Origin of the sequence: Olsenella sp. An290 (assembly GCF_002159535.1) — a bacterium.
Taxonomy (GTDB): Bacteria; Actinomycetota; Coriobacteriia; order Coriobacteriales; family Atopobiaceae; genus Thermophilibacter.
Map to the genome: position 1 here is coordinate 1 of NZ_NFIU01000010.1, position 14,880 is coordinate 14,880.

Annotated in this window: 12 protein-coding genes; 6 read left to right on the plus strand and 6 right to left on the minus strand. The window is 67.5% G+C overall.

From position 1 onward, the window contains the following. Positions 1-108 precede the first annotated feature (108 nt). Both B5F84_RS06630 and B5F84_RS06635 read left to right on the plus strand, forming a co-directional pair. Positions 109-549 carry a hypothetical protein gene (locus B5F84_RS06630; protein WP_087322062.1) on the plus strand — a complete coding sequence of 147 codons (441 nt, stop codon included), beginning with the start codon at positions 109-111 and terminating at the stop codon, positions 547-549. Between the two features lie 23 nt (positions 550-572). Continuing rightward, on the plus strand, positions 573-1,676 hold the full coding sequence (locus B5F84_RS06635; protein ID WP_143786067.1) for a hypothetical protein: 1,104 nt from the start codon (positions 573-575) through the stop codon (positions 1,674-1,676). A gap of 94 nt (positions 1,677-1,770) precedes the next feature. Here B5F84_RS06635 and B5F84_RS06640 read toward each other — a convergent pair whose 3' ends face one another. The 3 genes from B5F84_RS06640 to B5F84_RS06650 all read right to left on the minus strand — a co-directional run bounded on the left by B5F84_RS06640 (position 1,771) and on the right by B5F84_RS06650 (position 4,319). Further along, entirely contained in the window at positions 1,771-2,076 is a 306-nt protein-coding gene (locus B5F84_RS06640; RefSeq protein WP_087322065.1) for a hypothetical protein, read from the minus strand. A gap of 18 nt (positions 2,077-2,094) precedes the next feature. Then, a complete protein-coding gene (locus tag B5F84_RS06645) occupies positions 2,095-2,505 on the minus strand; it encodes a plasmid mobilization relaxosome protein MobC (protein WP_087322067.1) in 411 nt (136 codons plus the stop codon). Positions 2,506-3,059: 554 nt separating this feature from the next. After that, the gene (locus B5F84_RS06650; RefSeq protein ID WP_087322068.1) at positions 3,060-4,319 is read right to left on the minus strand and encodes a site-specific integrase; all 1,260 of its coding nucleotides are present in this window, start codon (positions 4,317-4,319) and stop codon (positions 3,060-3,062) included. Between the two features lie 755 nt (positions 4,320-5,074). On the opposite strand from B5F84_RS06650, the gene B5F84_RS06655 reads away from it, so the two are divergent. From B5F84_RS06655 to B5F84_RS06665, 3 genes are all read left to right on the plus strand, one after another. Continuing rightward, positions 5,075-6,154 (plus strand): serine hydrolase, encoded by a 1,080-nt coding sequence (locus tag B5F84_RS06655; protein WP_143786068.1) that lies wholly within the window; start codon positions 5,075-5,077, stop codon positions 6,152-6,154. Between the two features lie 144 nt (positions 6,155-6,298). After that, positions 6,299-8,059, plus strand: a complete 1,761-nt coding sequence (locus tag B5F84_RS06660; protein ID WP_239378300.1) for an MFS transporter — start codon at positions 6,299-6,301, stop codon at positions 8,057-8,059. An 87-nt stretch (positions 8,060-8,146) separates the two neighbouring features. Next, entirely contained in the window at positions 8,147-8,392 is a 246-nt protein-coding gene (locus B5F84_RS06665) for a hypothetical protein (RefSeq protein WP_087322072.1), read from the plus strand. Positions 8,393-8,426: 34 nt separating this feature from the next. Here B5F84_RS06665 and B5F84_RS06670 read toward each other — a convergent pair whose 3' ends face one another. The 3 genes from B5F84_RS06670 to B5F84_RS06680 form a co-directional block, all read right to left on the minus strand. Continuing rightward, the gene (locus tag B5F84_RS06670) at positions 8,427-9,272 is read right to left on the minus strand and encodes a PRD domain-containing protein (RefSeq protein WP_087322077.1); all 846 of its coding nucleotides are present in this window, start codon (positions 9,270-9,272) and stop codon (positions 8,427-8,429) included. 78 nt (positions 9,273-9,350) lie between these two features. After that, positions 9,351-11,498, minus strand: coding sequence for a PTS transporter subunit IIABC (locus B5F84_RS06675; RefSeq protein WP_087322079.1), 2,148 nt, complete (start codon positions 11,496-11,498; stop codon positions 9,351-9,353). A gap of 405 nt (positions 11,499-11,903) precedes the next feature. Beyond that, positions 11,904-12,911, minus strand: a complete 1,008-nt coding sequence (locus B5F84_RS06680; protein ID WP_087322081.1) for a LacI family DNA-binding transcriptional regulator — start codon at positions 12,909-12,911, stop codon at positions 11,904-11,906. A gap of 286 nt (positions 12,912-13,197) precedes the next feature. On the opposite strand from B5F84_RS06680, the gene B5F84_RS06685 reads away from it, so the two are divergent. Continuing rightward, positions 13,198-14,637: a PTS transporter subunit EIIC gene (locus tag B5F84_RS06685; protein ID WP_204205523.1), complete on the plus strand. Its 1,440-nt coding sequence runs from the start codon at positions 13,198-13,200 to the stop codon at positions 14,635-14,637. Positions 14,638-14,880: the final 243 nt, after the last annotated feature.

The window sequence follows — 14,880 nt, forward strand, 5'->3', positions numbered from 1 at the left end:
AGGCCGAACGGGATGGTCGGCGTGCCCGCGCTCAGACCCGAAACTTTTTCGCGCTCATTCCCGAAAAACCACCGCGCTCAAACCCGCAATACGGAGGCTATCAAACACATGCTGCTCCTGCTCCTGGCCCAGTCTCTCGCCGCGGGCGGCGCGGCGGCCCCCTCGTGGGGCGCGCTCGGCCCGGTCGGAGGCTTCCTCCTGCTCTGGGACATGGCGGTCCTCTGGTACCACCTCGTCTACCTCGCCAGCTACAGACTCGGCCTCTGGGACGAGGGTAGGGAGGGAGGGCTGCGGTTCGAGGTTTGGGGCGGCCCGCTGTTCGTGGCCCTGGCCACCACGGCGCGGCTGCTGTGGCTCGTCATGAAGTACGTCGCCGCCCCCATGCTCCCGTTCCTCCTCGCCGCGACCTTCAGGCAGACCACGAGCATCGGGAGCGCGCCGGTCGACCTGCTGTGCATGGCGGTCCTGATCTACCCCGCCGCCGTGCTCCTCGCTTACGCGGCGAAAGCCCTCGTCGCCCGCTCCAGGGGAGCTGCGCGGAAGGCATGATGAAGGACAAGGACTATAAAAACATGGATGAGACGAGGATGGACGAGACCGAGGTCCTGAACAGGCCGGAGGACGCCGGTGTCGGCGGCGGGCCTAAGCCGGGAGGCAAGACGCCCAAGGTCGTGGTGCGCCCGAGGGACAAGGCCCAGAGGGACATTCTTGCCGCCGTCGCGAAGGCGCGCGAGACGGGAGCCGTCTCCCCCGAGCTGTCGGACGGGGACGTCGCGGGCATCGTGACGCCCGTCATCGACGCCCTCTACGACGCCTACGAGGAGGACGGCACCGCCCCGACCCGCGATGCGTTCGCCGAGCGCTGCGTGAGCGAGGACGTCGGCAACGTCGTGCTCACCATGGGGAGCGACCCGTTCGTGGCGAGGCGTCCGGGGCGCAGGGCCGTGGCGGCCATATGCGCGGGGTGCGCCCTCGCGCTCGCGGTGGCCTGCGGCGGCGTCGCGCTCTCCCTCTCACCTGGCGGCGACCCATCCGGCGGCGAGGCGGAGGGGGCTCCGGGCGCGGCCGTCGCGGACGGCGGCGTGGACACCGAGGCCGTCGAGGAGGCGGCCGAGGAGGCATCCCGAGCCGAGTCCGCCGCCCAGACCGGTCAGGACGGAGGCTCCGTGACCTCCACCGGAGGTGCCGCGTCCCCGTCCGGCGGCTCCACCTCGTCGTCCTCCGGCAGCAGCTCCTCCATCAGCTCGGCTGGCTCGACCGGCGGCTCCTCCTCGACCTCTAGCAGCTCAAGCGGCTCCGGGTCGTCCTCCTCTTCCTCCGCCACGCACACCCACAACTGGGTCGCGCAGACCACGACCGTGCATCACGACGCGGTGTATAAGACCGTGCACCATGACGCGACCTACACGACGGTCCATCACGACGCGGTGACGGAGGACCGAACCATCTGCAACAACTGCGGGGCGGACATAACCGGCAACGTCGATGCCCACATGAAGGCGAACATCCTGAACGGGTGTGGGTCCTACAGCATCAAGACCGTCGTCGTCCAGGCCGCGTGGGACGAGCAGGTACTTGCTAGCGCCGCTTGGGACGAGCAGGTCCTCGTGAGCGCCGCGTGGGACGAGACCGTGACCACCGGCTACAAGTGCTCCGAGTGCGGCGCGACGAAGTAGTGCGCCGCTCATACGAGCCGACGGTTTGGAGGCCGCGACAAGCGAGCGGTCCCAGTGAGGGCCGATTTCGTCCAAAGGGGCGCGGAGGAGACGCTCATACGCACGAGCGCACAACGGACCCGGCGGCCCTGTCGTACTCCCACTCCCCGGGGAGGCGCTCACCAGACGCGCCCACTTCCGCCCACCAGTCCTCCTCGGGCTCCCCGAGCAGCACCCAGCGGCGCGGACCGCCAACCTCCCGCAGCTCGGTTGCGCGCGAGGGGTTCGCCCGAGCCGGCGCCACGCGGACCTCCTCGCCCAGCGCCCCGGCGGAAGCGCCCGCACTGTAGTCGCAAAACGCACCCATCGTGCAGTCGGCGGCGGCGACACCGGGCCGCGACGTCTCGGCGTCTGCTCGCATAACGTCCCCCCCTCTTCTCTACCCCTCGTCGTCGCCTAGGTCGAGCGGCTCAACGTCTATGATGACATGATGCCGCCTCGCTTCGTCCCTGAGCGAGATGAGCGCGGACATCATCCTGAGGGTCGCGTCGCGCTGAAGCTCGAGGGCCCGGTCCAGCGCCCTTCGGTCGTAGCCTTCCGCCCCGCGAGAGTTCAGTGCGTGGGCGATCTGGTTCAGGTTGACCCCCTGCCTGTGAACCTCGAGCCACGCGCGGTGCAGGCGCTTGAAGTCGATCACGACGATATTCAAATCGTCGGAGTAGATGAGGGCGTCACGGACGAGGTCGCTGACGCGAATTCCGCATTTCCGCGCCTTCCGCCTGAGCTCCTCCCGCTCCCTCTCCGTGACGTACACCTTGATCTGCTTGTTCCGGACCCTGCTCTCGCTCATCTCGAACCTCCCGTTTTTCTTTTTTCGCTTTCCGTGAACGGCGACGCCGCCGGCCCGCCCCTGCGTGACTTGCGGGATGAGGGGACGCCCCCCGGCGGGGCGGCGCCCCCCAGGCCGCAAAAACCGGGCGCGCGAAGAACGGGGGGCTCCGGACGCGAGACCCCGAAACGCGCGAGTCGCAAGATGGAAGTGGGTACCCAGCCGCCGCAGAGAGGCGAATTGGGTACCCGCTTCCTACATCTTGCAACGTGAGCAGCGGCTCGCCCGATGCGAGAGGGCCTGTGTGTCCCTTTGCCCGGTGACGCCACCGGGCAAAGGGACACACAGGCCCGGTTCCCCGCCACAAGTTAGGCCACTCGCTACAGAGGAACATGGTGATTGCGGTACACACCGTAAAGGCCGCTACAGACGAGCACGAGCCCAATCGCGAGCATGACGCCATGAACGCCCGACGCGACCGCGATGCAAGTACGTGCTTTTTTGAAAAATGCTCTGACGGTATCCGCGAGAGACGACTTACCTCGTAAGGCTTACAGCAAGGCGTCTGCTCGTGGCTATGCTGACTCGTCACCATTGCTCAGCATGATTCGGTCCATAGCTTCCATGCCTTCTCGCTTACTGTCAGCAAGGGCGTCCGCGTACACGTTGAGCGTCATGGCCGCATTGCTGTGGCCGAGAATGGAGCTCACGGTTTTCACGTCCAGGTTCCCCGATGTGGAGGAGATCGCCAAGGTCGCGAAGGTGTGCCTCAGGTCGTGGAAGCGAGGTGGGACCCCTTGCGTCCCGACGAGCCCCACCGCCCTCGCCAGGGCATGCCACTCGTGACCAAGGACCTGCGGGCTGTACCACGTTCCGTTGATTGGTGAGCCAATCACAAACAGGGAGTCATCCCAGTCCATTCCAAACTCCTCCCTGTCCGCAATCATTGCTTGCCTGCGCTCCGTAAGAACCAGGAGGAGTCCCTCCCCAAACGGCACGTTTCTCAGGGAGCTCTCCGTCTTGGGGGAGCTGAGCACATACCTGCCCGCAGAGCGCGAAAGAGAGTGGCTGACCCGGATGCTATGCCCCTCAAGATCGACATCGCTCCACCGCAACGCGCATATCTCCCCCTGACGCATTCCGGTCGACAGGGCGATGCGGACTCCGACCGCAAGGGGAGACGGGCCAAATCCCACGAGGGCCCGATTGAGCCTTGCTACCTCCTGGGCGCTTAGGGCGTTGACGGGCTTCGCCCTTCGCCTGGGGGCGTCAACCCTATCGAAAGGGTTGAGAATCAGGTCCCCCATTTTGCAGGCATACGTGAAGACCTGCTTCGCGAACACGTGGATGTGAGAGAGCGTCGTGCCGCTGAGGCCATCGGCGGCCATCCCCTGCTCCCAGGCGACGATCAGCTTTGGGGTGACGTCGCGCAGCCTCGTATCGCCGATCTCGGTTCCGCGTATCTTGGAGATGTGGGAGCGGTATCCCCTTATCGTCACCGGACGGACCGCCCGAGAGAGCTCCTTGCGCATGACGTACAGCTCAGCATACTCGACGAGGGAGGTATCGCACGACGCCTCCTCCAGGCGTGAGCGCTCCTCCTCGGACGCGACCAGCTCGTCCCTCCACCGGCGAAGGGCCGTCTCGGCGCTCGCCTTGCCCCGGTTGTCGGGCGTGACCTCGCCCGTCTCCTCGTCGACCCTGTCCGGGTAGCACCGGACGCCGGTGGTCTTAGTGAGCCGATGCTGCCTCCCGTCCTCGCCCTGCCAGTTGACCACCGCGCGCCACTTGCCGCCGTGCTTCGACACAAAGCCCTGGGTGTATGCCCTCCGCATCGTTTGCCTCCCGCTGGTACTAGACGGGTCCTAAACCGGTACTACCAACGTTAGCGGGAGCGAGACGCCGGCCGACGGCCTTGCCCGACCCTGCCGGATTCTGCCTGCTCAGGGGGACAAACGGTGCCTGCCCTGCCAAGGCGTGCCGGAGGCGTTTGGGCTGGATGGGCCTCTCATAACCCGAAGGTCGTAGGTTCAAATCCTGCCCCCGCGACCATAAACTTGCAGCCCGGAGGCTTAACGGCCTTCGGGCTTTTTCTTTGAGGTCAGAGGGACGTGCACGCGTGCGCACGGGCGTCCACGGCGCTGCCAAGCTTGCCAGGGGCCGCCTGGGCAAAGACGCTCGGCAAGGTTTGACGTAACAGCGTGGCGCCATGCCCGTCCCGGCAGGCCCCCCTCCGGGGCCATCCCTGCCATTCTCCCGAGTCGTCCCTCCGGTTACGTACACCTCTTCCGGCTACGTACACTCCCGGCAGTTACGTACACTTCTCCCGGTTACGTACACAAGAAAAGGTCCTTCTCGAGAGGGCGTCTTGTGTTTTTGCAGGTAAGCGCCTTGTGCATGAGTGTACGTAACCGAAAAAAGTGTACGTAACCAGCAAAAGTGTACGTAACCGGAGGAGATGTACGTAACCGAAGGGCGGGCCCGTCCGTGCGGCGGGCGGCTCGGCGGGCGGCTCGGCGGGCGAGAAGAACCTCGGCACGGCCTGCCTCACGCTATGATGGGGGAGAACGATGTGAGGGGAGGTTGAGGCATGGGCGCGCAACCGGCTGGTGGGCTTAGGCGTCGGTGGGTCGTCGTGGCCGTTGTGCTGTGCGCGCTTGTGGTGGTGGCCGCCGCGTTTGCCCAGCGGGTCCGTCGGGACGCGCTCTCCGGCATGTCCGGTGGGGCCGCGGCCGAGGAGCGGCCCGCCGACCCCGAGGCCGACGCCCCCGCCGTGCTTGGCGCCCCTGCCAGTCCCGACCCCGCCACCGCTCCCACCACCCTCTCCGACCTCGACCTCTCCGCGATTCCCGCCGCAGCTGAGCCCACGTCCTTCTCGCTCGCGGACGGGGACGCGACGCCCGTTGACCCCGCGTCCTCCCTGTGCGCCGCCATCCAGGATGCGGAGCGCCTCGGCAGTCTGAGCCTGCTGCTGCTCGACTGCGGGACGGGCGCGGGCGTCGCCTACGGGACGGACACCACGGTCTACTCCGCGAGCACCTTCAAGGCCGTCTACGCCGCCTACGTCTGCTCGGAGCTCATCGAGTCCGGGCAGGTCACGCGGGAGACGATCTGCCCCGTTCTGGAGGGGGACGAGTACGACGGCACCTATGGGGTCCCGGGGCGCTCCTACTATCTGGGCACGCTGCTCGAGGCGCTCATCACCGAGTCGGACAACGACGCCTTTCGCATCCTCCACGTAAACCTCGACCGGCTGGGCTATACGAGCTGGATGCTCGAGCGCTTTGGCGAGGAGGTCTTTGAGCCCGCGAGCTACTACCAGTTCGTGAGCGCGCGCACCATGGCGCAGGCCTGGTCGTTTGTCGCGGACTATCTCGAGAGCGGGACGGAGACCGCCGCGTGGCTCGACTCGCTGCTCTCGCAGACGGGCACCTCCTTCATCCGCTCCGCGCTCGCGGACACGGGCGCCCAGGTCCGCAACAAGGCGGGCTGGTACGCGAACGACCCCACCTACAACTCGACCTCGGACGTCGGGCTCGTGGAGCTCGACGGGTCGAGCTACCTCGTGGTGGCCCTCTCGGACATGCCCGCCTGCTCACAGAGCGAGCAGGCGCTCGAGGGCGTCATCCGTGCGCTCTTTGAGGCGCTCCCCGCATCCGACGCGAGCTAGCCTTTCAGAAAAAGTCAAATCAAAATTCAGTGCCCCTTACACCATCTGGCCTTCTCGTGAGCTTCTTCCGCCGTCCGAGTTCAGGGGGAACATGGGAGGCGCCCGCAGTGCGCGGGCCCAGCATCTTACGGAGAGGACGCCAGGATGGACAGCACCGGCATCGCGCGCGGCGGGCAGCGAGCGGCCAGGGGAGACGACCCGGGCATCGGGCGGCCCGCTCCGGGCTCGGCCACGGAGCAGGACGCCGCGTGCACGAAGACCGCCGCGGAGCAGGACGCCGCCCCCGGAAAGGCCCCTCTCGAGAAGGACGCCGCCCCCGAGCGCTTCCTCATCCTGCCCGTCGTGATTCTCATCCTTGCGCAGATGGGCGTCACGGGGGACAACGGCGCCCTCTCGCTTGCCGCCGAGGAGCTCACCCGGACCCTCGGCGCCACGACGTCCGACATTCAGCTCGCCAACATGGTCTACCCGCTCATGGGAGGCGCCTTCATGATCGCCGACGGCCTTGTCGGGACCATCGTCGGCTGGGGGCGGACCTTCCGGATCGGGGCGGCGCTGTGTGCGCTCGGCGAGGTCGCGCTTGCCTTCGCGCCCAACATGGCCGTGGTCATCTGGGTCGCGCGCGTGCTCGTGGGGCTGGGGGCGAGCTTCCTCGTGCCGTCGCTCCTGGGGATCGTTCCGCCGCTCTACCACGGGACCAACCGAGCCGTTGCGTTTGGCTGCCTCGGCGCCGCCTCGGGGCTCTCCGCGCTCCTACCGCTCGTTCTGGGCGAGGTCATGGAGCATGGCGGCCTGCGCGCGACGTTTCTCTCCCTCGCGGCGTACTTTCTCGTGGTGCTCGCGCTCTCCCTGCGCCTCCCGCGCCTCGCGCGTCCCGCCGAGCGGCTCGGGTTCGACGGTCTCGGCGTGGCGCTTTCCGCCGCCGGCCTGTCCCTGTTCCTCGCAGGCCTCTCGAGCATCTCCTCGTGGGGCCTGGTCAGGCCCCTTGCGGGCTGCCCCTTCACGGTCCTTGGAATCTCGCCCGCGCTTCCCCTGGCCGCCGCGGTGCTCGTCGTCCTGGCGGTTCTTGTCCGTGTCGAGAAGAACGTCGAGGAGCACAAGGGGATTGCCCTGCTGCCGCAGTCCCTCCTTCGGACGCCGCAGGTCCTCGCGGGCCTTGCGGCCTGCGCGCTCACGTTCTTCTTCATGGGCGCCCAGTCCATTCTCATGGCTCCCTACCTGCAGCTCGTTGCCGGATGGTCGCCGGTTCAGGTGGGCGTCATCTCCATCGTGACGGGCCTTCCCACCTTTGCGCTCGCGCTGGGCATTCCCAGGCTCGCCCCGCGCGCCAACCCGCGCCATGTCATCCAGGTGGGGTATGTGGCCATGGCGGTGGCGCTGCTCGTCATGGCGCTCTCCGTCACCATCGAGGGGAGCAACGCGGTGGGCGTCTACGTGGGGGCGTTTCTCGCCGGCGTCGGGGCCGGCACGGTGTCGTCGCACGCGAGCAACGTCGTCGCGCTTGCCGTGAGCGACCGTGATGCGTCGCAGTCCGGTGGCATCCAGAGCACCATGCGCAACGTGGGGCAGGCGCTGGGCGTGGCGCTCCTGGGCGCCGTGCTCCTCCTGGGAATCAGCGGGGCCGTCCGCTCCGGCGCGGCGGCGGACCGTGCGATTACCCCGCAGGTGGCCCGGCAGGTCTCCGAGCTCGCTGTCAATCTGGGCAGCGACGAGGAGTTCAGGGGGCAGCTGTCCGGCATCGAGATGACCGATGCCGAGCGCAACGCCCTCGTGCGCATCCAGGCCCGTGCCCGCTTTGACGCGACGCGCACGGCCTACGGGGTCGGCGCTGTTGTCATCCTGCTCGGGCTGCTCACGACCCCGGCCATCCGCTGGGGTGACGAGAAGGGGGCCGCCCCCCTTTAGGCGAGATGCGTCGGGGGGACAGCCCCTTCGAATCGGGGTAGTATCTGGGGGAGGGTGGCCATGGGGCCGAAGGCTGAAGGGAACGACATGGGCTTTCACTGTAGCGACTGCGTCTTTGCGAGCTTCTCGCTTCACGAGGAGTCGGGCCTCTACCAGGGGGCGTGCAGCCGCGGCTACACGCTCGCCAACCCGCACGTCCGCGTGAGCCCGGAGTGCCACTTCGCGGAGACCCCCGAGGGGCTTGTCCCCACGGTCGACCCCTTCGGCGAGGAGTACCTCCGCACGTCCAACGTCTGCGAGCAGTTCCGTCGCCCCCACGACTCCGTCCGCTAGGCGAGCGCGGCCCGGGGGTTCTTCTCGCCGGGGTCTAGCGCTCGCCGGCCACGCGCGCCACGTGCATGGCCAGGTAGCCAATCTCGAGCGCGCTCACGTCCTTCCCAAGAAGAACCTCCACCTCGGCGCAGACCGCCTGGGCGGTGCGGTAGCTCTGGGGCGCCTCGCTGCGGATCATCTCGTTGACGTCGATGGAGAGCCGCTCGTCGCGCATGATGCGCGTGACCATGTACTTCACGTGGGTCATGAGGCGGTTGTAGTCCATCGAGGAGACGTCGATCGGGGCCCCGGTGAGCCGCTCGACCGCATCGATGCACGCGCGCGTGAGCTGGGCCACCTGCATGGCCTGCTCGACGTGGCCGGAGTCGAGCGCGGAGTGGACGTGCAGGGCCACGAGCCCCGTCTCGTCGTCCCCCAGGGTCACGCCGAGCTGGCGCTCGAGCTCCGAGACGCCGCGGCGCGCGGTCTCGAACTCGCGGGGGAAGAGCGCGCGGATGTCCTCGGTGAGCGGGTTGGAGAGGGCCCCGCCGTCGCGCACGCGCGTGACGGCAAAGGCGAGGTGGTCGGCAAGGGGAAGCAGCATGTTGGGGTCGACGGCCCCAAAGGTCGCCCGCGCGTCCTCGAGGATGCCCTCGGCCACGTCGAGGACGGCCGGGTCGATGCGCTCGACGAGCTCGCGCGGGGTGCCGCGGCCGTCGACCTGCTGCGTGAGGAGGTAGAGCTGGAGGTCGCCCGCGCCGGCAAGGCCCTCGCGCCCCACGCGCTCCCCCGGCTTGCGCCCAAAGCCCACGCCCCGGCCGACGACCAGGTACTCGCGGCCGTCCTCCATGTCAAAGGCGAGCAGGGCGTTGTGGTTGAGCGGCCTCGTGACGCGAAACATGCGACCTCCCTCGCGCGGGTTCGTGCGGGACCGCCCCCGTCGGGTCCCAGTCCGACGGGGGCGGCAAAACGTTGGGCGCTACGCCTCGTAGATATCGACGGCGAGCAGGTCGTCTCCCTCGTTCACCCGGCCAAAGGCCAGCTGGCGCACCCGATGCGTCTCGTCGACGCTGGTCACGAGCACGGGCGTGGAGACGCTCGGCGCGTGCTCGCGGATGAAGTCGAGGTCGAACGTCAACAGTCTATCACCGCGCTTGACCTCGTCGCCCGCGCTCACGTGGGCGGTAAAGCCCTCGCCGCCCAGCTTGACGGTGTCGATTCCCACGTGGAGCAGAAGCTCGGTGCCGTCGGGGAGGGCCAGGCCCACGGCGTGCTTGGTCTCAAAGACAAACCCGACGGTGGCGTCGCAGGGCGCGACGAGCTCGCCGCGGGCCGGGACGACGCAGGCGCCGTCGCCCATCATCTTGCCCGCGAAGACGGGGTCGGGGCAGGCGTCGAGGGAGAGCGCCTCGCCGGCGAGCGGGCTTCCCAGCACGACGGTGCGGACGGGCTCGTGCTCCGGCCCCTCGGCGGGCGCGTCCTCGTTGGAGGGGGCTTCCGCCGCGGCCTGGGCCCCCGCGTCCGCGGGGAGCGTGGCGAGGTACGCCTCGAGGTTGGTCTTGATGACGTTGACCTGCGGGCCGTAGACGACCTGCACGCCCTCGCCACGCTGGATCACGCCGGCGGCGCCGGTGGCCTTGAGCCGACCCTCGCTGACGAGCGCGCCGTCGTGCACGGTCACACGCAGGCGCGTCGCGCAGCAGTCGACGTCGCGGATGTTGGCCGCGCCGCCCAGGCCCGCCGTGATCTCGGCGGAGCGCTCGTCGCCGCCCGGCGTCGCGGACTCGGCCTCCGCGCCCTCCTTGCGGGCGTTGTAGTCGGCCTTGGTGTAGAGCTTGGTCTCGGCGTCGCCCTCCTCGCGCCCGGGCGTCTTGAAGTCAAAGCGGGCGATGAGGAAGCGGAACAGCAGGTAGTACGCGGCAAAGAACGCCAGGCCCAGCGGGATGAGCAGAAGCCAGCTCGTCTTGTCGTTGCCCTGCAGGATGCCAAACATGAAGAGGTCGAGGAACCCGCCGGAGAAGGTGAGGCCCACGGTGATGTTGAGCAGGTAGCAGAGCATGTAGGCAAGGCCCGCAAAGACGGCGGAGATGCCAAAGAGCAGGGGCGCCACAAACAGGAAGGAGAACTCGAGCGGCTCGGTGATGCCGGTGAGCATGGACGTCAGGGCCGCGGAGAGCAGGAGCCCGCCCACGACCTTCTTGCGGTCGCTCTTGGCCGCCTGGTACATGGCGAGGGCAGCTCCCGGGAACGCAAAGATGTAGAGCACGAACTCACCGGTGAAGCACCAGGTGCCGGCCGTCGAGAAGTGCGTCACGGTGGGGTCGGCGAGCTGCGCGAAGAAGATGTTCTGCGCGCCGTAGACCATCTGCCCGGCGACCTCCATGGAGCCGCCCACGGCGGTCTGCCAGAACGGGAGGTAGAAGACGTGGTGCAGGCCAAAGGGGATGAGCAGGCGCTTGATCATGCCAAAGAGGAACACGCCCACGGGACCGGCGCTGGAGACGGCGTAGCCGAGGGCGTTGATGCCCTGCTGGACCGGCTGCCACACGAAGAACATGGCGATGCCCACAAAGGTGAACACGACGGTGGAGATGATGGGCACGAAGCGCGACCCGCCAAAGAAGGAGAGCGCCTGCGGCAGCTCGATCTTGTAGAAGCGGTTGTGGAGCGCGGAGGTGCCCAGGCCCACGATGATGCCGCCGAAGGCGCCCATCTGCAGGGACGTGATGCCGAGCACGCTTGCCGTGGCGCCCTCCATGAACTGCTCGACGCCGCCCGTGACGTCGATCATGGCCGATATGGCCGAGTGCATGACAAGAAACGCCACGGCGGCCGAGAGCGCGGCAACCTCCTTCTCGGCGCGCGCCATGCCAATGGCCACGCCCACGGCGAAGATGAGCGGGAGGTTGTCAAAGATCACGCCGCCGCAGGCAGAGAGGACCGTGAAGATGTCCCAGGGGATGGTCCCGGGTCCCATGAGGCCGAGCAGGTTGTACGTGGCGAGCGTGGTCTCGTTGGTGAACGAGCTGCCCAGGCCCATGAGCAGGCCTGCCACGGGCAGCACCGCGATGGGGAGCATGAACGAGCGCCCCACGCGCTGAAGGATGCCGAAAATCTTGTCCTTCATGAACGCCTCCTTGTTCTCGCACCCTCTCGGGTGCCGTCGTCGGCCCGAAGGCCCCTGTCGCGCGGCTCGGGGAGGCGTGGTGGGGGAGTGCGTGCCCGGGCATGAAAAAAGCACCGACCACCGACATGCGTCCCGCGGCGCACCCAGCGCCGCCGTACGAGCCGAAGGTTAGTGCCTGCCTACCAGTAACACGCCCTGTCTATGCGATTCGGCCGCTATTTTCTCGTGACGTGCCCCGCCTGTCTTGCGCGGGGCGGCAAACGGTCGGTCCAGGTCCGTGAGCGGCAGATTGTGGAAAGGGGACAGTCCCTTTTCCACGCTCTTCGGCGCGGGCGACGAGGTCCGCGTGGAGGCGCCCGGGTCGACGGGCTCGCTCTGGGAGATGCGCGGGCTCACGGTCGAGCCTCAGCGCCCGGCGGCCTTTCCGGCGTCGCGGACGCTCTCGCCCTCGACGAAGGTGTAGCCGATGAGCTGCGTCTTGCTCACGGGCTCGCCGGCGCGCATCCGGAGCACGGTGTCCGCGCACACGCAGGCGGCGGACTCCACGTCAAAGCGGACCGTGGTGAGCGGCGGCGTGACCACCTCGGAGGTGTCGTAGGCGCCAAAGCCCGTGACCGAGACGTCCTCCGGGATGCGCACGCCCAGCTCGCGCGCCGCCTTGTAGACGCCGTAGGCGATGCGGTCCGTGGCGCACAGCAGCGCCTCGGGCCGGTCCTTCTCGCCCAGGACGCGCCGCGCGACCGCGTAGGCGGTGGGGTAGGTGAAGTCGGCCGTGTAGACGCGGACGTCGTCCACGCCGCCCGCGCGCAGCCCCTCGGCTACGGCGTCGCGGCGGGTCTGGCCCACGGCCACGTCGCGCTCGTCCACCCAGAGCAGGCCCGCCGAGCGGATGCCGCGCTCCGCCACATAGGCGCCGAGCGCCCGCCCGGCGCTCTGGTTGTCGTCGAGGACGGAGACGCCGTGCTCAAAGACCTGGCCCATGAAGACCACGGGCTTGTCGATGCTCTCCACGGCCTCGCGGTGCGCGTCGGTGATGTAGGTGGAGATGATCACGATGCCGTCCACGTTCATCGCGGCCAGGTTGGTGATGCTCGCCACCTCGAGGTCGAGGTCGCCCTCGGTGTTGATGATGAGCGGCGTGTAGCCCTTGGTGCGCAGGTACTTGTCCATGGCCGTCATGACGCGCGGCGTGACCGTGGAGTCAAAGCCGGGCAGGATGATGCCCATGATGTTGCTCTGCTTGGCGTTGAGGCGGGCGAACTGGTTGGACTCGTAGCGGTAGTGGCGGATGGCGCGCCTGATGCTCTTGGCGGTCTCCTCGCGGACGGGGCTGCCGTTGAGGAAGCGCGAGACGGTGCTCTTTGAGACGCCCGCCATCCGTGCCACGTCGTTGATCGTCGCCCGCTTGCCCATGTCCCTCGCCGTGTTCGCTCGAATCGGTTCTTCGAGAGATGATTATGACAGAACGCGGGTTTGCCGCCGCATCCAGCGAGCTGATTCACCGTTTCTATCCCATCGGGCGCCCTGCTTTCCGTATTTCTCAACTATATGCGGAACCGATTCCGTACACGTTGAGCTTTGCACCGTTCGCCGGTAAAACGCGGTTCATTCGGTGACGCGATTCTATAGTGATGCTGTAAATAGAACCGGTTCTAGTAAAACCGGTTTCAAGAAAGAGGACGAGGTAAGCGAGAAGAACGTGGCAGATCAGAGCAAACAGGAGAGATACCTGGCGATCACCAAGCGGATCGTGGAGCTCGTGGGCGGCAAGGAGAACATCCAGGCCTCCATGCACTGCGCGACGCGCCTGTGCGTGGTCCTCAAGGACTACGACGGCATCAACACGGACGACTTTGACAACGTGGACATGGCCAAGGGCGCCTTCTTTGCGGGCAACCAGCTCCAGATCATCTTTGGCGCGGGCCTCGTGAACGAGATCTACGAGGTCTTTGCGGACTACACCGGGACGGCCGGCAAGTCCATGGCCGAGGTCAAGGAGGTCGCGGCCCAGAAGATGAACCCCGTCCAGGCGGTCATCAAGTCGCTCAGTGACGTCTTCATCGAGATCATGCCCGGCATCCTCGCCGCGGCCCTGCTCTCCGGCCTCACGGGCGTCCTCTCCCAGTGGGACGTCGTCGAGAGCAACGCCACGCTCGCCGGCATCAACCGCCTCGTGAGCCTGGCCTCGAGCGGCGTCTTCTCCATCCTGCCGCTCGCCGTCACCTACTCCGCGTGCAAGCGCTATGGCGGACGTCCGATCCTGGGCCTCGTGATGGGCGCCATCATGCTCTCCAACAGCCTGGCCGACGCCTACGCCGCCGCGCAGGGCACCGTCGACGTGGAGACCATCAGCCTGTTTGGCTTCAACGTCGAGCTCGTGGGCTTCCAGGGCGGCATTATCATCGCCCTCATGATGGGCTTCGTGGTGGCAAAGCTCGACAAGTTCTTCGAGAAGGTCATCCCCGACGTGGTGAAGCTGCTCTTCTCGCCCATGTGCACGGTGCTCATCTCCACGTTCCCGCTGTTCCTGGTCATCGGCCCCATCGGCCGCGCGCTCTCCAACGGCCTCACCTATGGCCTCCTCTGGCTTACCCAGAACGTCGGCCTGCTCGGCTACATGATCTTCGCCGGCGTCCAGCAGCTCATCGTCATCACCGGCCTGCACCACATGTTCGGCGCCGTGGAGGCCACGCTGCTCGCCGACCCGGCCATCGGCAACGACTTCCTGAACCCGCTCATGTCCGTGGCTCTCATGGGCCAGGGCGGCGCCGTCCTCGGCTACATGGTCCTGCACATCAAGAGCGCCAAGACCAAGGAGCTCTGCATCCCGTCCTTCATCTCCACGCTCTTTGGCATCTCCGAGCCCGCCATCTTCGGCGTCAACCTCCGCTGGAAGTTCCCGCTCGTGGCCGGCTGCATCGGTGGCGCGGTGGCTGGCGCCTACGTCTTCCTCTCCGGCGTCACGGCCCTCGGCTTTGGCACCACGGCCCTGCCCGGCCTTGCGATCTGCGACCCGGTGAGCAACGGCATCTTTGGCTCCAACGGCTACGTGAACTACATCATCGCCCACGTCATCGCGCTGGGCATCGGTCTCGTGCTCACCGTCGTCTTTGGCAAGGTGACCGAGCGCAAGGCCTAGCGTGGAAAAGTGACAGTCCCTTTTCCACGCCGCACGGGCGCCCCTCCTGCCGGAGGAGGGGCGCCTCCCTGCATCAGAATGTCCCTGGGAGGAAACCATGGAGAACCCCGGATACGCAGAGCGGGCCGCGGACGCCCGCGCGCGCATGGCGGCGCGCGAGGTGGCCCGCCCGACCTTTCACCTGACGCCGACCGCCGGCACGCTCGCCGACCCCAACGGCCTTGTCCAGGTGGGGGACACCTA